The 18,847-nt window shown below is 57.5% G+C and carries 19 protein-coding genes; 6 read left to right on the top strand and 13 right to left on the bottom strand.

The genetic code is table 11. The features are described from left to right. Positions 1–95: 95 nt before the first annotated feature. From murG to mraY, 6 genes are all read right to left on the bottom strand, one after another. Positions 96–1,166, bottom strand: a complete 1,071-nt coding sequence (murG, locus tag ACO6EE_RS10465) for an undecaprenyldiphospho-muramoylpentapeptide beta-N-acetylglucosaminyltransferase (protein WP_485960946.1) — start codon at positions 1,164–1,166, stop codon at positions 96–98. 10 nt (positions 1,167–1,176) lie between these two features. After that, positions 1,177–2,331 (bottom strand): putative lipid II flippase FtsW, encoded by a 1,155-nt coding sequence (gene ftsW / locus ACO6EE_RS10460; RefSeq protein WP_070630751.1) that lies wholly within the window; start codon positions 2,329–2,331, stop codon positions 1,177–1,179. A gap of 110 nt (positions 2,332–2,441) precedes the next feature. Continuing rightward, the gene (locus ACO6EE_RS10455) at positions 2,442–3,059 is read right to left on the bottom strand and encodes a hypothetical protein (protein ID WP_485960945.1); all 618 of its coding nucleotides are present in this window, start codon (positions 3,057–3,059) and stop codon (positions 2,442–2,444) included. Between the two features lie 43 nt (positions 3,060–3,102). Then, positions 3,103–4,446 carry a UDP-N-acetylmuramoyl-L-alanine--D-glutamate ligase gene (murD, locus tag ACO6EE_RS10450; RefSeq protein WP_485960944.1) on the bottom strand — a complete coding sequence of 448 codons (1,344 nt, stop codon included), beginning with the start codon at positions 4,444–4,446 and terminating at the stop codon, positions 3,103–3,105. 98 nt (positions 4,447–4,544) lie between these two features. Further along, complete coding sequence (locus tag ACO6EE_RS10445) at positions 4,545–4,850, bottom strand: hypothetical protein (protein ID WP_485960943.1); 306 nt, start codon at positions 4,848–4,850, stop codon at positions 4,545–4,547. Positions 4,851–4,959: 109 nt separating this feature from the next. Then, complete coding sequence (gene mraY / locus ACO6EE_RS10440) at positions 4,960–6,042, bottom strand: phospho-N-acetylmuramoyl-pentapeptide-transferase (RefSeq protein ID WP_485960942.1); 1,083 nt, start codon at positions 6,040–6,042, stop codon at positions 4,960–4,962. A gap of 284 nt (positions 6,043–6,326) precedes the next feature. Here mraY and ACO6EE_RS10435 point away from each other — a divergent pair, with 284 nt between their 5' ends. After that, positions 6,327–7,094: an alpha/beta fold hydrolase gene (locus tag ACO6EE_RS10435; protein ID WP_485960941.1), complete on the top strand. Its 768-nt coding sequence runs from the start codon at positions 6,327–6,329 to the stop codon at positions 7,092–7,094. A 93-nt stretch (positions 7,095–7,187) separates the two neighbouring features. Here ACO6EE_RS10435 and ACO6EE_RS10430 read toward each other — a convergent pair whose 3' ends face one another. The 7 genes from ACO6EE_RS10430 to mraZ all read right to left on the bottom strand — a co-directional run bounded on the left by ACO6EE_RS10430 (position 7,188) and on the right by mraZ (position 14,724). Continuing rightward, positions 7,188–8,246 (bottom strand): MBL fold metallo-hydrolase, encoded by a 1,059-nt coding sequence (locus ACO6EE_RS10430; RefSeq protein ID WP_485960940.1) that lies wholly within the window; start codon positions 8,244–8,246, stop codon positions 7,188–7,190. Further along, positions 8,236–9,618 (bottom strand): UDP-N-acetylmuramoyl-tripeptide--D-alanyl-D-alanine ligase, encoded by a 1,383-nt coding sequence (locus ACO6EE_RS10425; protein ID WP_485960939.1) that lies wholly within the window; start codon positions 9,616–9,618, stop codon positions 8,236–8,238. The genes ACO6EE_RS10430 and ACO6EE_RS10425 overlap by 11 nt, the downstream gene beginning before the upstream one ends. A gap of 113 nt (positions 9,619–9,731) precedes the next feature. Further along, on the bottom strand, positions 9,732–11,213 hold the full coding sequence (locus tag ACO6EE_RS10420; protein ID WP_485960938.1) for a UDP-N-acetylmuramoyl-L-alanyl-D-glutamate--2,6-diaminopimelate ligase: 1,482 nt from the start codon (positions 11,211–11,213) through the stop codon (positions 9,732–9,734). A gap of 20 nt (positions 11,214–11,233) precedes the next feature. Then, entirely contained in the window at positions 11,234–12,970 is a 1,737-nt protein-coding gene (locus tag ACO6EE_RS10415; RefSeq protein WP_485960937.1) for a peptidoglycan D,D-transpeptidase FtsI family protein, read from the bottom strand. A gap of 89 nt (positions 12,971–13,059) precedes the next feature. Beyond that, a complete protein-coding gene (ftsL, locus tag ACO6EE_RS10410) occupies positions 13,060–13,323 on the bottom strand; it encodes a cell division protein FtsL (RefSeq protein ID WP_023887048.1) in 264 nt (87 codons plus the stop codon). Continuing rightward, positions 13,316–14,272 carry a 16S rRNA (cytosine(1402)-N(4))-methyltransferase RsmH gene (rsmH, locus tag ACO6EE_RS10405; RefSeq protein ID WP_485960936.1) on the bottom strand — a complete coding sequence of 319 codons (957 nt, stop codon included), beginning with the start codon at positions 14,270–14,272 and terminating at the stop codon, positions 13,316–13,318. The genes ftsL and rsmH overlap by 8 nt, the downstream gene beginning before the upstream one ends. Continuing rightward, positions 14,269–14,724, bottom strand: coding sequence for a division/cell wall cluster transcriptional repressor MraZ (mraZ, locus tag ACO6EE_RS10400; protein ID WP_485960935.1), 456 nt, complete (start codon positions 14,722–14,724; stop codon positions 14,269–14,271). The genes rsmH and mraZ overlap by 4 nt, the downstream gene beginning before the upstream one ends. A gap of 259 nt (positions 14,725–14,983) precedes the next feature. On the opposite strand from mraZ, the gene ACO6EE_RS10395 reads away from it, so the two are divergent. The 5 genes from ACO6EE_RS10395 (at position 14,984) to ACO6EE_RS10375 (ending at position 18,704) form a co-directional block, all read left to right on the top strand. Beyond that, positions 14,984–16,135, top strand: a complete 1,152-nt coding sequence (locus tag ACO6EE_RS10395) for a class I SAM-dependent methyltransferase (protein ID WP_485960934.1) — start codon at positions 14,984–14,986, stop codon at positions 16,133–16,135. A 258-nt stretch (positions 16,136–16,393) separates the two neighbouring features. Beyond that, on the top strand, positions 16,394–16,933 hold the full coding sequence (locus tag ACO6EE_RS10390; protein WP_485960933.1) for a transposase: 540 nt from the start codon (positions 16,394–16,396) through the stop codon (positions 16,931–16,933). Beyond that, positions 16,923–17,423 (top strand): aldo/keto reductase, encoded by a 501-nt coding sequence (locus ACO6EE_RS10385; RefSeq protein ID WP_485960932.1) that lies wholly within the window; start codon positions 16,923–16,925, stop codon positions 17,421–17,423. Before ACO6EE_RS10390 ends, ACO6EE_RS10385 begins: the two co-directional genes overlap by 11 nt. Continuing rightward, entirely contained in the window at positions 17,377–18,501 is a 1,125-nt protein-coding gene (locus tag ACO6EE_RS10380) for a low temperature requirement protein A (protein ID WP_485960931.1), read from the top strand. The genes ACO6EE_RS10385 and ACO6EE_RS10380 overlap by 47 nt, the downstream gene beginning before the upstream one ends. After that, positions 18,498–18,704 carry a hypothetical protein gene (locus ACO6EE_RS10375; RefSeq protein WP_485960930.1) on the top strand — a complete coding sequence of 69 codons (207 nt, stop codon included), beginning with the start codon at positions 18,498–18,500 and terminating at the stop codon, positions 18,702–18,704. Before ACO6EE_RS10380 ends, ACO6EE_RS10375 begins: the two co-directional genes overlap by 4 nt. The last annotated feature ends 143 nt before the right edge of the window (positions 18,705–18,847 follow it).

Raw genomic sequence — 18,847 nt, 5'->3', positions numbered from 1 at the left:
GACTTTTACTTCCCAAGCAAGCGAACATTGAGCTCCCTTTACTGTTTGAGGCTACCTGAAACTTTAAAACCGCTTTTCAGGTAGCCTCAAACCGATCATCTGCCCACTGCCGCCAGTGCCGCTTCCGCCACCTTGGCCGCACTATCCGGCTTGGCCATTCGGCGGGCATTTTGCGCCCATTGGCGGCAAGTATCGCGATTGAGGCCGCCCAACACCGAAGCCAGTTTCTCAGCAGTCAATTCGCTCTGCGGCAAGAGCAGCCCGGCCTCGCCGGCGGCCACGAAACGGGCGTTGGCGGTTTGGTGGTCGTCCACCGCATAGGGGTAGGGCACGAGCAATGCGCCCACGCCGGCAGCCGCCAACTCGGCAATGGTAAGCGCGCCGGAGCGGCACACCACCAAATCTGCCACGCCGTAAGCTGCGGCCATATCATCAATAAATTCGCTACATTCAGCCTGCACACCGGCTTCGGCATAGCGCTGGCGCAAGCCTTCCAGCTTGCCGCGCCCGCTTTGGTGGCGCACTTGGGGGCGTTGCTCGGCAGGCAGCAGGGCCAGCGCTTCGGGCAGCAGACGGTTGAGAATATCCGCGCCCAAACTGCCGCCGGTAACCAGCAGCTTCAGGCTACCTGAACGCTCAGCAAACCGCTCTTGCGGCGCGGGCAATGCGGCAATATCGGCGCGCACGGGATTGCCCACCAGCCCGTTTTCATCGCTAAACGCCTTGGGGAAGGCATACAGCACGCGGCTGGCCAACTTGGCCAAAATCCGGTTGGAAAGCCCGGCCACGGCGTTTTGCTCATGAATCACCAGCGGCACGCCGCACAGCTTGGCTGCCACGCCACCGGGCACGGTAACGAAGCCGCCGAAGCCGATGGCGCCGTCCACCTGATGCTTACGGATGATGCTTCGCGCCGCACGGATGGTGTGCCACAGCGTGAACGGCAGCATCAGCTTGCGTTTGAGGCCGTTGCCGCGCACGCCTTTAATGGCCAGGGTTTCGATTTCGATGCCATGTTGCGGCACAATACGCGTTTCCATCGCGCCCTCGCTACCCAGCCACACCACCTTATGCCCGCGTTCGCGCAGCGCGGCAGCCACCGCCAGCGCGGGGAAAATATGCCCGCCGGTACCGCCGGCCATCAGCAAAAAGGTTTTCACGCCCATATTCGGCTCCTTACACTGCAAAACCACGCATTTTGCGCCGGTTTTCATAATCCACCCGCAGCAGCAGCGCCACGGCTATCAGCATGGCCACCAGCGCCGAGCCGCCGAAGGAAACCAGCGGCAGGGTCAGCCCCTTGGTGGGCAACAGGCCGATGTTCACGCCGATATTGAAAAAGCTCTGAATACCCAGCCAGATGCCCACGCCGCTGGCCACAAACGCGCCGAAAAACTGCTCCAAATCGCGCGCCATTTTGCCGATGGAAAACGAGCGCCACACCAGCCACAAATAGCAGGCGGTGAGCAGCATCATGCCGAGAAAACCGAATTCCTCGCCAATCACGGCGGTGATGAAATCGGTATGCGCCTCGGGCAGGTAGAAGCGTTTTTCCAAGCCTGCGCCCAAGCCTACGCCCGTCCAGCCGCCGCGCCCGATGGCCATCAGCGCATGGGTGAGCTGGTAGCCGCTGCCCAGCGGGTCGGCCCACGGATCGAGGAAGGCGGTCACACGCGCCATGCGGTAGGGCGAAATCAGCACCAGCGTTACCATGCCGCTCAGGCCGGCCAATACCACCACGATAAACCAGCGAAACGGCAGTCCCACCAAAAACAACAAGCCCACGCTGATCACCGACACCACCACAAACGAGCCGAAATCCGGCTGCAGCATAATCAGCCCCAGCCCGCAGCCCACCGGCAACGCCACCCAGCACACTTTCTTCAAATGCTGCAACACTTCGGCACGGCGCATGAAAAAGCCGGAAAGATAAAGAATCACCGCCAGCTTGAAAAATTCGCTCGGCTGCAAATTGGCCACACCCAAAGGAATCCAACGCCGCGCACCGTTCACATCACGCCCCACCAGCAACACCGCAATCAGCATCAGCAGGCTGATCACCAGCAGCACCATCGAATACTTCTGCCAAGTACGCATCGGCACCCGGAACGCCACCAAAGCTGCGCCGCCGCCCACGCCAATATAGGCCGCCTGGCGGATAAGAAACGCCCATTTATTGCCGCCGCCCTGCCCGGCAAAGGCCACCGAGGCGGAATACACCATCACCAGGCTGAAGCCAAGCATCAGCACCACCAGCCACAGCAGCGATTGATCGATGGTGTGGCCGTGGCGCAGGATTTTGCGGTCGAGGAGTTTGGATTCGGTAATCATTCGGGTACTTCAAGTTACTTCAAAAATCAATGGAACAAGGTTTCAGGTAGCCTTTTTGGCTTCAACAGAGGCTACCTGAAAATTCTGCTTTATTTCAAACTTGCGGCAAACTAACCGCAAGGATACTGCTTAGGGTTGGCAATCGCCTCCGCCAACAAAGCCGCCTGCTTGGCGGTTTCTACATCTGCGGAAGCGGCCAAACCCGCTATCAGGTCGCGGTTTGCCGCAAACAATTCTAAAACAGACACGTGTAAATAATGCCTATCTAATGTTTTGCTTATTTTAAGAAACTCGTCGTCCATCCTGCCATTGAAGGCGGGATCGAACAGCTTGGCTTTAAATATGCCGTATTTCAGCGCCTTGCCCTTGGTTTCTTTAAACGCCTGGGCCTGCGGAGATTGGGCGCTATAGTTGGCCGCTTCAAACAGCGTACTCATTCCCTTGAGCAACCAGGCCTTATTCGGCTTCTCTTCCGCCAGCAACGCCAGGCAAACCTTCAGCCCCCAGGGCGACAATTTCACCAGCCAAGCCTGCGATTCCAAGCTGTCAATCAGCCGCTCGTAATCTTTTTCCACCGCAGAACCGGCCAATATATTCAAAATGTTCTGCTGCACCCCTTTGGCGTGGGTTTCATAAGGCGTGCCAAACCGGCGCCACGGAAAGTTTTCCAGAAAGGTGTGCAATACCATTTGTGTTTTCCCAATCAGGCTTGCCTGCCGCTGCGGCATTTTCAGATAGCCTTTTGGCTTGGACAAAGGCTACCTGAAAACATTACAAAGCCTCAAACGCCTCAATAAACACCTGCGAGCGGTGCGCATAGCCTTTAAACATATCGAAGCTGGCGCAGGCGGGGCTGAGCAGCACGATGTCGCCGGGCTCGGCCAGGCGGTAGGCGGTTTGCACCGCTTCCTGCAGGCTGGCGCAATCCATCATGTCCACGCCGCAGCCGGCCAGGTCGCGGCGGATTTGCGGCGCGTCTTCGCCGATGAGCAGCACGGCACGGGCTTTGCCGGGCAGCACGTTTTTCAGCGGGGTGAAGTCCTGCCCTTTGCCCTGCCCGCCGGCAATCAAAAACAGCGGGCTTTGCAGGCCGGCGATGGCGGCTTCGGTGGCACCCACATTGGTGCCTTTGCTGTCGTCGATAAACACCACACCGTTTTTCTCGCCGATTTTTTCCACGCGGTGCGGCAGGCCTTTGAAGGTGCGCACATGGCGCAGCAGTTCGGCACGCGGCAGGCCGACGGCTTCGCACAAAGCCAGCGCGGCCAGCACGTTGGCGGCGTTGTGCAGGCCTTGCAGCGGAATATCGGCGGCGGCAATCAGCGTTTCCGCGCCGTGTTTCAGGTAGCCTGATGCGGCGTCAAACCAATAATCGGTTGCCTGCTGCAGCGAAAAGCGGCGCACTTCACGGCCGCTGCGTTTCATGGCGCGGCACAGCGCATCGTCGGCATTGATCACCTGCACGCCGCTGCCGCGGAAGATTTTGTCTTTGGCGTGGGCATAGTCGAGCAAGTCGTCGTAGCGGTTGAGGTGGTCTTCGGAAATATTGAGCACGGCGGCGGCGGCAGCGTTCAAATGGTCGGTGTTTTCCAGTTGGAAGCTGGAAAGTTCGAGCACCCACACATCGGCACTCTGTTCCAGCCGGTCTTCATAGGCTTCGAGCACCGGCGTACCGATATTGCCGGCCACCACGGTATCCAGCCCGCATTCGCGGCACAAATGGCCCACCAGGCTGGTTACAGTGGTTTTACCGTTGCTGCCGGTGATGGCGATGATTTTGTCGCGCTTGCCGGAAAGCTCGTGTGCCAAGATTTCCACATCGCCCAACACACGACCGCCAGCCTGTTTGAAAGCTTCGATTTCGGGCGTGCGCTCGCTGATGCCGGGGCTGAGTGCCAGAATGCCGAAACCTTCGGCCAATGCGTTTTTCAGGTAGCCTGTATGGCAGGCCAGGCCGGGGAAACGCTGTTGCAGCTCAGCTTGTTTGGCTGCCGGAAAATCAGCATCATAAGCGGCTACCGCCGCGCCTTTGCGGCGCAGGAAATCCAACATGGAAATGCCGCTGCCGCCCATCCCGGCCACGAGGATTTTTTGGTTTTGCCATTCGTTTTTCATTCTATTCTCCATGCCGCCCGGTTTTGCGGCGGCTGCTTTCTCAGTTTTTCGCTTCGCTGTATTTTGACTGCGTTGAGACTTATGCTTTCAGGTAGCCTTTACTGCGCACTCGCACTGAGCAGTAACTTCGCCAGCAACAGCCACGGCAGTATAACCCCGCCGATATATACGATCAGCCACAGCACCAAGCTATCTACCAGCCGCCGCAGCAGGGCGAAATAAGCCCACGAATACAACCCCCAAAACGCAGCCGTAATAGCTCCTGCCATCACATCGCCGTCAAAAAAGACGAACAGAAAGGTGACGCCGGCAAAGCCCAGCGCCCATTGCCAGGCAGAGGAACTTTCGGCGGAATCCTGCAATTTAGCGAAAGTGAGCAAAATCAGCAGATGCAGCAGCCCCATAACAACACCTCTCTGTTTAGTTCAATTTATTTTGGCTTCACAGAAGCCTACCGTGTTCGCTTTCAGGTAGTCCCCCCCCTTTAACCCGATAAGGCTACCTGAAAACCGTTTAACGGATTTTCAATGTGCTCAAGCCCACCAGCACCAACACAATGGTAATGATCCAGAAGCGCACCACCACCTGCGTTTCCTTCCAGCCCTTCTGCTCGAAATGGTGGTGGATCGGCGCCATCAGGAAGATGCGTTTTTTGGTTTTCTTATACCAGCCCACCTGCAGCATCACCGACAAAGCTTCCACCACAAACAGGCCGCCCATAATCACCAATACAAATTCCTGCCGCACGATTACGGCCACCGCGCCCAGCGCCGCGCCCAGCGCCAACGCGCCCACGTCGCCCATAAACACCTGCGCCGGCGCCGCGTTGAACCACAAAAAGCCCAAACACGCGCCGCACATGGCCGCGCAGAACACCATCACCTCGTTCGCCCCCGGCACGAAAGGCAGCTGCAGATAGCGTGCAAACTGCCAGTGCCCGGTGGCATAGGCAAACACCGCCATCCCGCCGGCCACCAGCACCACCGGGAAAGCCGCCAGGCCGTCCAAGCCGTCGGTCAGATTTACCGCGTTGGATGTGCCGACAATGGTGAAATACGACAGCACCACAAAGCCCAGCACACCCAAAGGCAGCGCCACTTGTTTGAAAAACGGCACGATTAAAATATTGTTCGCCGAATTGCTCGCCACATAAAACAGCAGCAAGCCGGCCGCCAGCGCCACACTGCTCTGCCACACCATCTTAAACTTGGCCGACACGCCGTGCGGATCTTTATACACCACCTTGCGCCAGTCGTCGTAGAAGCCCAGCGCGCCCGTGCCCAGCAGCACGCCGAGCAGAATCCAGATATACGGGTGCGACACATTGCCCCACAACAGCGTGGACACCGTAATCGACACCAAAATCAGCACCCCGCCCATGGTGGGCGTGCCCGCCTTGGCCAAGTGGGTTTTCGGCCCGTCGCTGCGGATGGCCTGGCCGGCTTTGAGCTCGGTGAGCTTGCGAATGGTCCACGGCCCCAGCATCAGGCTGAACGCCAACGCCGTAAGCGCCGCCATCACTGCGCGGAAAGTGGTGTATTGGAAAATGTTCAGCGCCGAAATCCAGTTGCTGAGTTTGGCCAACCATAAAAGCATAAAACTTCCTTAAATCATTTCTCGTAAGTTCAATTTAAACCGGTACTGCATTGTCTCGCCGTACTGTACTACTTTGCATAATCTGCGGCTCGCCGCCTTGTCCTGATTTAAATTGAATTCGCTTAATTAACCTAGGCAGCCGGAAATAGAAAAGGCTACCTGAAACATCATTATCTGTATTGCGCCCACTGTAAAATGGGCAAATGTGGCATTATAAACTAAGCCGCTACCCAAGAGAGACTACCTGAAAACCGAAATTCCCACTGCCATGCGAGGTACAAACTATGCAAACCATGCACTCCCACAGCGCACGCTGCCGCATCCGATTTATGGATCTACCAGCCCATGCAGGCAGAAACAGTATCCCTTGCTTATTTATCCACGGCCTAGGCTGCGCTGCCAGCTACGAGTACCCCCGCATCGCTGCCAGCCCGGCCTTGGCAGGCCGCCGCACTATCCTGCTTGACTTGGCAGGTCACGGCTACAGTGAACGCCCACAGGATTTTTCCTATTCCACCAGTGCGCAAGCCGCAATCGTATCCGAACTGGCCAACCATCTTAACTTGCCGCACTTCTATCTCTATGGGCACAGCATGGGTGGCAGCATCGCTATTGAAGCCGCCGAACAGCTCGGCAGCCGTGTGCGCGGACTCATGGTAAGCGAATGCAACCTGATTGCTGGCGGCGGTATATTCAGCCGCAACATTACCGCACAGAATGAAGCGTATTTCATCCACAATGGCTATGCCGAATTGCTAAATAACGAACTCTCGCCGTGGGCGGGCAGCCTACAAAGTGCTGCCCCGTGGGCATTGTGGCGTAGTGCATATCATTTAGTGAACGGTATATCGCCCGATTGGCTGTACCGCCTCTCCTCCCTGCCCCAACGCAAAATTTATTTAGTTGGCGATCGTTCCCTGCCCAACACAGACTACGACCTTATCCTTCAATACGGTATTCCCTGCGCCGTGATTGCCGATGCCGGGCACTCGATGTCTTGGGAAAATCCGGAAGGCTTGGCTACCGCTTTGGCGGAATTTATGTGCGCTTGAGCTTGGGTTACCAACATGGCTGTTTTTGTTTCAGCCCACTTTGAACCAGGAAGGCTACCTGAAAGCAAACGAAGCCGAATTTGTCCAAACCGCTCACACCTCTTCCCACCATAATTCAGTTTCCGTATCCGCATCAAACACCTGCCCGATCAGCGGCGTGAGCACTGGCAGACCGCGCTCGATGGCCAGCGGAATGCTGCAGCGCACGGATTCGTCCCAATCGTGCATGGCCAGACTGAACGCGCCCCAGTGAATCGGCATCATGCGGCGCGCGCCCACGTCGATGGCGGCCTGTACGGTTTGTTCGGGGAACATGTGGTTGTCCGGCCAGCGGCGGTCGTATTGACCGTTTTCCATAAAAGCCAGGTCGAAACCGCCGAAATGCCGGCCAATGTCGGCGAAGTGGCTGCCGTAGGACGAGTCGCCGCTGAAATAAAGCCGCTGGCCGCCGCCTTCGATGGCCCAGCCTGCCCACAGCATGCGGTTGTGGTCGGCCAGGTTGCGCGAGCTGTCGTGGCGGGCGGGGGTGGCGGTGAATGTTACGCCGCCAACGGTATGTCTCTGATACCAATCCGCCACCGAAATGTTTTCTGCCTTCACACCCCAGCGGCGCAACAGCACTTCCATGCCCATCGGCACCAGGAAATGTACCCTGTTATCCGCCACGCTGCGCACGAAGGATTCCTCCAAATGGTCGTAGTGGTTGTGGCTGTAGAGGATGATGTCGAGCGGCGGCAGTTCATGCGGTGCGGCGGGCGGCGGCTGGAAGCGGCGGAACATTTTATTGTGCGGCGCCGCGCTCATGCCGAACACGGGGTCGGTGAGGATGTTCAGCCCGGCCACGCGCATCAGCAAGGTAGAATGGCCGAACCAAACAAACCGCGCATTTTGCTCATTTTTGCTGCGCAGAAACTCGCTCTGCTCGTTTTCAGGTAACCTTTCCTGCTGCATGAAGGCAGCAAAATCAGGCTTCTCAAACGGTAGCCGCTGCGCGGGAAAGCGGCCTTGCCGGCTGAGCATTTTGAACGCTCCGCCGAAATCCAGCGGCTGCAATCGGCGTTTGGGCTCCGGGTTGAAAAAGCGGCGGCGGATCGGGTCGTAGTGGTTGCTGGCCGGATAGAGCGGATAACCGCCGTGCGGCCTACGCTTCATGACCCTGCAAGGCGGCCACCACCTCTTCCATCTGCATAAAACGCGAACCTTTCACCAACACCGAAGCCTGCTCCGGCAATTCGTGCACCAGCACCTGCTGCAACGGGTCTTTGGCGGCAAACCACAGCCCGGCCGCACCAAAGGCTTCGGCGGCTTCCACGCTGAAATCACCCACAAAATAGGCGGCTTCGATGCCCTTATCCCGCGCATAGCGGCCGATTTCGGCATGCAGGGCGGGAGCCTCGTCGTTGCCCAATTCGCCCATATCACCCATCACGAAAATACGCGGAGCAGGCAGCTCGGCCAGCACATCCAGCGCGGCCTTCATGCTGTCGGGGTTGGCGTTGTAGGTGTCGTCGATAATCGTGCTGCCGCGCAGGCCGGCTTTGCGTTGCAAACGGCCTTTGATGTTGGCAAACCCGGCCAGCGCGACGGCGCTTTCAGGTAGCCCCACGCCCGCCTGCAAAGCCAGCGTGGCCGCGGCCACGGCATTGGCCACGTTGTGTTTACCCGGCACCGGCAGCTCTACCGCCGCGCATTGGTCTTGCCACACCAAATCGAAGCGGCAGCCCAGGGGCAGCAGCTGAACGTTTTCGGCATGCACTTCACCCTTGTCCACGCCGAATTCGATTTGGCGCAAATTCAGGGCGCGGCAGGCGGCGCGGAACACTTCGGCGTATTCGTCTTCCGCCGGAATCAGCGCCGTGCCGCTTTCAGGTAGCCCGCGGTAGATTTCGCTTTTGGCGCGGGCAATATCGCCCACGCCGTCGAAACCGCAGCCGATATGCGCGCGCAGGGCATTATTGACCAGCGCGGCATCGGGTCGGGCGATGCGGGTGAGCGCATCGAGCTCGCCGAAATGGTTCATGCCCATTTCGATAACGGCATAACGCTGCTGCGGCCGCAGGGCAAGCAGGGTGAGCGGCAGGCCGATATGGTTGTTGAAATTGCCGGCGGTGGCCAACACAGCCGCTTCGCCGAATTGGCGGCGCAGGATGGCGGCCAGCATTTCCTTCACCGTGGTTTTGCCGGAAGAACCGGTGATGCCGAGCACCAGCGGGTTCACCGCTTCGCGCCAAGCGGCAGCCAGGGTTTGCAGCGCCGCCAACGTGTCGGCCACCGGCAGGCTACCTGAAAGCGCAGCGCAATCTTGGCGCGATACCAGCACCAAAGCGCCCTGCTCCAACACGGCAGGCACAAAATCGTGGGCGTCGTGTTTATCGCCCACCAAGGCAACAAACAAATCAGTGCCGCGCTCATCGGCAGCGGCGGCTTGGCGGCTGTCGGTGATAACGCGGCGGATAGGCAGGTTATGCTGTGGCGCGAGCAGATTCAGGGCGCGGCAGACAAAAGCTAAATCGAGTGTGGGCATGGGCATTCCATTGAAAATATTACGGGGCGGCAGGCTACCTGAAAAAGTATTAACGCTTTCAGGTAGCCCATGGCAAGCTCAAAAGGCTACCTGAAAATCCGATGCGCCTGTTTTCAGGTAGCCTCATCCAGCGCGACTTCGGCGATTTCAAAATCGGAGAAATGGTGTTTTTCGCCCTGTACGTCTTGATAGGTTTCGTGGCCTTTACCGGCAATCAGCACGATATCCTGCGGTGCGGCGCGGTGGATGGCAGTTTGGATGGCCACTCGGCGGTCGGCCTCCACCAGTGCGGGCTGCGGCACAGCAGGCAGGATGTCGGCAATAATGTCTTGCGGCTCTTCCATGCGCGGATTATCGCTGGTAATCACCACTTTATCCGCGCCCTGCACGGCGGCACTGCCCATCAACGGGCGTTTGCCGCGGTCGCGGTTGCCGCCGCAGCCGAACACGCACCACAGGCTCGCGCCCTGCGGTTTGATTTCGCGCAGGGTGGCCAGCGCTTTTTCCAGCGCGTCGGGGGTGTGGGCATAGTCCACCACCACCAGCGGGCGCCCTTCGCGGCTGATGCAATCCATGCGGCCGGTGGCGGGGCGGATTTGCGCGAGCACGCGCAATACGTCGGGCAGCGAATAGCCTTCGGCGCACAAAAGGCCGACGCAGGCAGCGAGGTTTTGCGCATTGAACCGCCCCAAGAGCCGGCTGTGGATTTCGCCACTGCCCCAAGGCGTATCAAAAGCTACCTGCATGCCCTGAGCGGAAGCGGCAAAGCAGGTGATTCGGATATCGGCTTGTTCATTGAAGCCGTAGCCATACACGTTCAAATTTGGGCGGTCGGCGCGCAGCCCGGCGGCCAGCTCGCAGCCGAATTCGTCATCGGTATTGATGATGGCGTGCTGAAGGCTCTGCCAATAGAACAGTTTGGCCTTGCTGGCGCCATAGGCGGCCATGCTGCCGTGGTAATCGAGGTGGTCGCGGGTGAGATTGGTGAAGATGGCGGAGGAGAAAGGTGTGCCGACCACGCGGTTTTGGTCGAGGCCATGGCTGGATACTTCCATCGCCACGGCTTTCGCACCCTGTTGTTTGAATTGGTGCAGCAGGGTTTGTACGCGCACAGGATTGGGCGTGGTGTGGGTGGTTTCTTCGAGCCGCCCCCAGAAGCCGTTGCCCACCGTGCCGATGATGGCGCAGGGCGTGCCGAGCAAATCGGCGGCTTGGGCAAGCCATTGTGAAATCGAGGTTTTGCCGTTGGTGCCGGTTACGCCCCAGCAAGAAAGGCTACCTGAAAAATTGCCGTAGAGTTTGGCTGCCAACAGGCCGGCATTTTGCTTCAGATGTGGCACGCCGAGGTTGGCGATTTGCCACTCCGGCTGCCAAGCGAAACCGTCACCGCTGTCCCAAAACACCATCGCCGCGCCATTGGCAATCGCGGCGGGAATATAGTTGCGGCCGTCGGCATATTCGCCCTGGCAGGCCACGAATACGTCGCCCGGCTGCACCAGGCGGCTGTCCATACGCAAAATGCACCCCGCCGCCACATCGGGCGGCAGGGTGCAGTTGTCGGGCAAGTCAAACTGTTTGTCCTTCAAGCAATACATGGTCGGCTCCAAGCACCGATTTATTTGGCAGCAACTTGCTGCACAGGTTTGGTGGGCGTTACGCCCAGAATATTCAGCGAACCGGCCATGATGTCTTTGAACACCGGCCCGGCCACCAGGCCGCCGTAATAGCCGTTTTGGGTAGGCTCGTCGATGTTCACCGCCACAATCACGCGCGGATGCTCGGCTGGAGCGAAACCGATGAAGGTGGCCATGTGTTTGTTGTCGGCATAGCGACCGCCCACCAGCTTGCGTGCGGTACCGGTTTTCGCGCCCACGTTGAAGCCGGGCACAGCGCCCTGCGTACCGGTGCCGCCGGGCTCGGTAACAGATACCATCATGCGGCGGATAGCGCGTGCGGTTTCAGGCTTAATCACCTGCTCGCCCTGCGGCGCGGTACTCTGGCGCAGGAAACTCACTGGCAAAAGTTTGCCGTCGCTGGTGAAGATGGTGTAGCTGTGTGCCAGCTGCAGCAGGCTCATCTGCAAGCCGTAGCCGAACGACATGGTGGCCTGTTCGATGGGCCGCCAGTTGCGCCAGTCGCGCACCAGGCCGGGCGATTCGCCGGGGAAACCGGAGTGCATGCGGCGGCCGAAACCGACTGATTTATAAAAATCGTGCATCTCTTCTGGCTTAAACATGGCCGAAAGCTTGCTCACGCCCACGTTAGAAGATTTCTGCATGATGCCGCGCAGGGTGAGCGAAGGGTAGTTGTGCGTATCGCGCACGGTAGCCGGGCCAATATTATAAGTATTGGTGTTGAACACCATGTTCTCGTTCACTTTGCCCGAATCCAAGGCTTTGGCAATCGGGAAAGGTTTCATAGCCGAGCCGGGCTCGATCATATCGGTCACCGCACGGTTGCGGCGCAGGGCGATTTCGGCACCGCCTGGCTGGTTCGGATCGAAATCCGGCAGGTTTACCAAAGCAAGGATTTCGCCGGTTTGCGCATCCAACACCACTGCGGTGCCGGCTTTGGCCTGATGGTAGCCAATAGCCTGCGCCAATTTATCGTGCGCCAGCGATTGAATACGCTGATCCAGCGAGAGTACCATATTGCGCCCGTCTACCGCATCGCGGTTGCGCGGCGAATCCAATTGATCAACATAATTGCCTTTATTGTCGCGCAGCACCACGCGCGCGCCGTCTTGGCCGCGCAGATCGTCTTCACGCGAGAGCTCCAAACCTTCTTGGCCCTTGCCGTCGATATTGGTGAAGCCGATAACGTGGGAGAACAAATTGCCCATCGGATATTGCCGCTTGGGCTCGGTTTGGAAGGCCAAACCCTCAATTTTCAAAGCCCGCACTTTGGCAGCGGTTTCCGCGCTCATCTGCCGTTTCAAAAACACGAAATCGCTGTTGGTGCGCGCCAGGCGGTCGGCGATAGTTTCCACCGGCACTTCGATGATTTCGGAAAGCTGCTCCAGCTGCTCTTGGCTGGGCATTTTATCCATGGCAGAAGGGATGGCATACAGCGAATCGGTGGGTGCGCTCAAGGCCAGTACTGCACCGTTGCGGTCGGTAATCGTGCCGCGGTTGGCCTGCTGCACCAAAGTGCGCACAAAACGCTTATTGCCCTCGGTTTGCAGGCGGTCTTGCTCCACCGTATGCAAATGTACGCTCCAGCCCGCCGCTGAGGCGAAAGCCAAAGCAAAAACCAGCAAAACAAAAGCAATCCGGCCATTGGTGCTCACCGGTTTCTTCTGTTTAACTGGTTTCTGCCGCATCTGCGGCTTGTAATCGCTTTTAATCAGCATGGTATTTACTCTCTACTCTGCCGCACACACGGCAGCAAAACTGCTTATTTAATATTATTCAACTACTTTTATTAGCTTCATTCGCCTAGTTAATATTGCAAACGCACGATTTTGGTGTTCTGCATGGTGGGCGGCTGCAACTGTTGCTGCTGAGCCGCCTCTTTGATGAAACTATGGTTGGCCAACTTGGCCTGCTGCCATTGTAGGCGGCGGTATTCCTCTTCCAAATCTGCCTGCCGCTGGTGCTCTTTTTCCAGCACAATAAACGATTCGCGCGAGCTGTCCTGCACCGACACCACGCCCAATGCAGAGAGCACCACCAACACAAACAGCATAATATTCAGCTTATTCATCTGCAAACTCTCCCGCCGTCCGCTCGGCCACGCGCAACACAGCGGAGCGTGCACGCGGATTGGCTGCGGTTTCTGCTGCCGAAGCCCGCTGTGCCTTACCGATTTCCCGCAAGGGCGGTTCGGGGCGTTCGCTTTCGCGCACCATCACCCACTTGGGCAGCGGTGCCGGGCGGCTGTGGCGGCGGATAAACTGTTTCACTATCCGGTCTTCCAACGAATGGAAGGCAATCACTGCCAAACGCCCGCCGGTTTTCAGGTAGCCTGCGGCCTGCGGCAACACCGCGCTTATTTCTTCAAGCTCACGGTTGATGAAAATCCGAATGGCTTGAAACGTCCGTGTCGCCGGATCTTGGCCGCGTTCGCGAGTACGGACGGCTTGTGCCGCCAACTGCGCCAGCTGGCCGGTTGTAAGGATGGGGCGCTCTTGCCGCTGCTGCACAATGGCGCGCGCAATCTGGCTGTTAAACCGCTCTTCACCATAATCTCTGATTACCTCGCGAATCTCTTCTTCGCCGGCCTCGGCCAGCCATTGCGCGGCGGTTTGGCCGCGCGTGGTATCCATCCGCATATCCAGCGGCGCATCGTAGCGGAAGCTGAAGCCGCGTTCGGCATCGTCGATCTGCGGCGAAGACACGCCCAAATCAAACAACGCACCGTCTACCGCTTCAATACCCAATTCTTTTAAGGCTACCTGAAAGCTGGAAAACCCACCGTGCACCACTTGTACGCGCTTGTCTGTTTCCGCCAACTGCCGCGCCACAGCAATGGCCTGCGGGTCTTTATCAAACACCACCAGCCGGCCATTTGCGCCCAGCTTCGACAGAATCAGGCGGGAATGCCCGCCGCGGCCGAAAGTGCCGTCCACATACACGCCGTCCGGCTTCACTGCCAAAGCGTCCACCGCCTCGTGCAGCAGCACGGTAACGTGTGCCAATTCCTGCGCGCTCATAGGCGGAACCCGGCTTTGTCGAGCTGTTCGGCCAATTCGTCCGGATCCATATCCAGCACCGCGTTCATATTGGCTTCCCAACGTTCGCGGTTCCACAGCTCCAGCCGGTCGGCACGCCCCACCAGTGTTACTTCTTTATCAAACTGCACGCGGCGGCGCAGGCTCGGCGGCAGCAAAATCCTGCCCGAAGCATCCAAATCCAGCGTTTCGGCGTGATTCAGCATCAAATCGCGGAACATTCTGGCCGCCGGATTGCCCGACACATTCATCGCCTGCAAATTTTCCGACGTTTTCTGCCATTCCGCTTCCGGATACATCACCAGATGCGTACGAGCCTCCACGGTAACCACCAAAGACGGCGTGTAGTGGCGCGCGAGCAAGTCGCGGAACTTGGCCGGAATCGCCAAGCGCCCCTTGCTGTCGATGCTCAATTCATGTACGCCGCCAAACACTTTTTCCCACCTTCGGTTGATTTTTGGAACTGAAAGGCACTTTGCCCCACAATTCCCCACGAAGCGACACTATACGGCAAAGCAGCGGCATCGGTCAATTGCAAACACAGTAAAAATCTACGATTAACAAACTGTTTTTACATAAGATAGTTAGTCTCAATCATCACGCTTGCCGTTTTCCGCGCAGCCCCGATTTTGCCTCCTAGCAGCAAGCCTTTATAATTGCGCACGTTTTCCAGATTATTCGCATAATTGCTCTATGAACCGCCCTACTCTGCCCGCCCCCGGCCCCGAAGCCCTTGCTGCCTCACAGGCACTGTGTGGCCTGATACAACAACGCATTCAGGCCAACCACGGCTTCCTGCCCTTTGCCGACTTCATGCAACTTGCGCTCTACCAACCGCAATATGGTTACTACACCGGCGGCGCGCACAAAATCGGCGCTGCCGGCGACTTCATCACCGCCCCCGCGCTCACCCCGCTGTTCGGGCAAACCCTCGCCATCCAGCTTCAATCCCTGCTGCCGCAAACCGCCGGCAATATCTACGAATTCGGTGCAGGCACCGGCGAGCTGGCCGCCCAGCTGATCGGCAAACTTTCAGGTAGCCTCCGGCACTACTACATCATCGAAGTTTCCCCCGATTTAGCCGAACGCCAACGCCGCCACCTTGCCGCCGCCCTGCCCCAACACCAGCACCAAATCACGTGGCTCACCGAGCTGCCCGCCGAATTCGACGGCATCGTCATCGGCAACGAAGTGCTCGACGCCATGCCCTGCGACATCGTGCGTTATCAAAGCGGCCAATGGCAGCTGATGGGCGTGGGGCTGGATGCAAACCAACAATTCCAATGGCAAAGCGCCCCCCTGCCGGCCGAGCTGCTGCCTGCTGCCCAAAAGCTACTGCCCACCATCGATGGCTACACCAGCGAACTGCACCTGCGCCAGCAAGCCTTCATCCGCACCCTCGCCCAGAGCCTCACACGCGGCGCCCTGCTCTTTATCGACTACGGCTTCGATGTCGCCCAGTATTACCATCCCCAGCGCAGCGGCGGCACCCTCATCGGCCACTACCGCCACCACGCCGTACACAATGCCTTCGAGCACATCGGCCTCACCGACCTTACCTGTCATGTAAATTTCACCGCCATCGCCGAAGCCGCCTGCCAAGCCGGGCTCGACCTCATCGGCTACACCACCCAGGCCGCCTTTCTGCTCAACCTCGGCCTCACCGACCTGCTTGCTGCCCAAGGCGAACCGGAAAGCCAAGCCTACATCCGCGCCGCCACCGCCTGCCAAACCCTCCTCGCCCCGCAAGAAATGGGCGAACTCTTCAAAGTTATCGCCTTCGGCCGCAATATCGATCCCAACTGGCCAGGCTTCGCCCTCGGCGATCTGTGCCACAAGCTGTAACCGTCGGTTGCCAATCAATATTTTCAGGTAGCCCAACAAGCCAAGCCTGCCAATAACAAAACGCTTGCGGAATCATGCTCCGCAAGCGTTTTGTTTTCCTTGTTGCCTTGATGACATTGCCGAAAGCCTAAAGGCTACCTGAAAGCTGCACGGCGGGCATTTATGCCCACTTAGGTTTTCAGGTAGCCTCTGCCTATGCAGAGGCTACCTGAAAATCAAAGGGCTGACGTAGATTAGCAGTTATGCCAGGCTACGAAAATGCAGATAACCAATTGTAAATTAAGCAAGAGAGTTCAAAAGAAACTACTTGAATTTTTTGTGCTCCAAGTTACCGCCCGTTCCGCTGCCGATATTTTGGGCATTCAGCCCAACTCCGCCATTCTGTTCTACCGCAAAATCCGTATGGTCATCAGCCATCATTTGGCCTTGGCTGCCGATGAGGTTTTTGAGGGCTCTGTCGAGTTGGACGAAAGCTATTTCGGCGGACGGCGTAAAGGCAGACGTGGTCGCGGTGCGGCAGGAAAAGTGGTTGTCTTCGGCATTCTGAAACGCAACGGACGGGTCTATACCGTTGTGGCGGATAATGCCAAGTCCGAAACCTTATTGCCTGTCATCAAAAAGAAAATCATGCCGGACGGTATTGAGAATTTTTGGAATCAGGCAAAACGCGTCTTGCGCAAATACAACGGAATCGATCGCAAATCTTTCCCGCTGTTCTTGAAAGAATGCGAATTTCGGTTTAACTTCGGCACACCGTCCCGGCAGCTTAAAATCCTGCGGGATTGGTGTGGAATTTAGAGCTAATCTAGTACAGATCCTTGATTTTTGCGCCGAACGACACATCGGCTTTGTGGCATACAGCCCTTTGGGTAACGGCTTTTTGAGCGGGCGTTTCAATGCAAGTATCGAGTACGCCGACGGCGATTTCCGCCGCACGATGAAGCGTTTTTCGGCGGATGTGATGACGAAAAACCAGCCTGTGTTGGACTTGCTGCACGAGCTTGCCGCCGCCAAATCCGCCACCGCCGCGCAAATCGTGTTGACGTGGGAATTGGCGCAACGAGATTTCATCGTACCGATTCCGGGGACAACCAAAAAACACCGCTTGGCGGAAAATCTCGGCGCCATGCAAATTCGTTTGAGTGCCGAAGAATTACACGCCATCAATCAAAAACTGAACGAAATGGATATCGATAAAACTGTTATTCTTCATCAAGTTATTCATCACAACCGGAGGGCTTATGCCTGTTGGAGAGAAAAAAGTCGGGCTGCCCGAGCTGTTTTATGATTTGGTGTTTGTGTATGCCTTGTCCCGCACCACCGAGCTGGTGCACCACGTCGACGAAGCCGATTACGCCACGTTTCTGATTTCGCTGGTGATTATATTTACCGTTTGGTTATACCAGAGCATTTACATCAACCGCTTCGGCGACAACTCTTGGCGGGATCGGCTGTTTTTGTTTGTCGATATGTTTTTGCTGCTGTTTTTGTCCAATGCGGTGGGCAGCGACTGGCTGGCGAATTTTGTGCCGTTTAATCTTGCGCTGGGGCTACTGGTCGGCAGTGTCTGCCTGCAATATCTGTTGCAGCTTGCTCGTCACGCTTCCCCCGAACAACGCCGCAGAATCAAGCTGGTGGCGGGGTTGCGCGGATTGACGGCGGCGACGGTGCTCGGTTCGCTGTTATTTCCCGCCAATATCGGGCAGTGGGTTGCGCTGGGCGGTTTCGGCTTGGGTTGGATTTTGCCCGCCTTTGTCAGCCACAAGCAACCTGCGGTGAATTTTCCGCATCTACTCGAACGCCTAAACGGGCTGGTGATTATTTTTTTCGGCGAAACCGTGATCGACATCGCCCCTTATTTCCATGCGGCGAAGTTTGAAATCGGCGCACTGCCCGTGATTGTGATTCTGTTTGCGATGTTTACGGTTTATGTGATGCAGTTTTCCTATTTTATCGACGAACACAAAGCGCAAAACTCGGGCGCATTGCTCTCGTACAGCCATTATGCCGTACTGATCGGCATCGCTTTGGCAACGGTGGCACTGGCGTGGCTGCACCAGCACCAAAACAGCACCGCTACCGCTGAGTCCGCCCGAATGCTGTGGCTCGGTTTGGGCGTGTTTTATCTCGGGGTTGCCTCCAACACGCCGCACAATAAGCACGAACACCACCGCCCGCAACGGCTTTGGATTTTTCAGACGACCTTATTCGTTATCGGCGCAGGGCTGACCGCCGTTTTACCGCCGCAGCCCCTTGTTATCTTAACCACAACGGCATTGATGACCGCTGCGATTGCCATGGCAACGGTGTATTTTGAACGCCACACCCGACAACTTTCACAAACAAACCAGGAGCTGAAACAATGAAAATTTCCCAAAAACTCACCGCACTTGCCGCCTTAACCGCTGCGACTACTGCTTTTCCCGCCCCCTTAACCATTGAACAACAAGGCACATTTGCCGTGGGCGGTACGGTAGTTACCAGTAAAGCAAGCCGTAGCCCGCATGAAACCTCCAATCCCGACGCTGTGTGGTCAATTGCTGCCCACGCCCCCCTTCGGGCTACCTGAAAAAGTGCAGGCTGCTTTTCAAAGCCACAAAACAACTCAAAAGCAGCCTGCACATTCAAAGGCGCACAGACAAAGTAAGCCGTAGCCCCGCACAAGACCTTCAAATTCTGATGTAGCCTGGGTTAGCCGCAGGCGTAACCCAA

The sequence above is a fragment of the Eikenella sp. genome (assembly GCF_057315495.1).
This window is presented reverse-complemented; position numbering and strand designations above follow the sequence as displayed.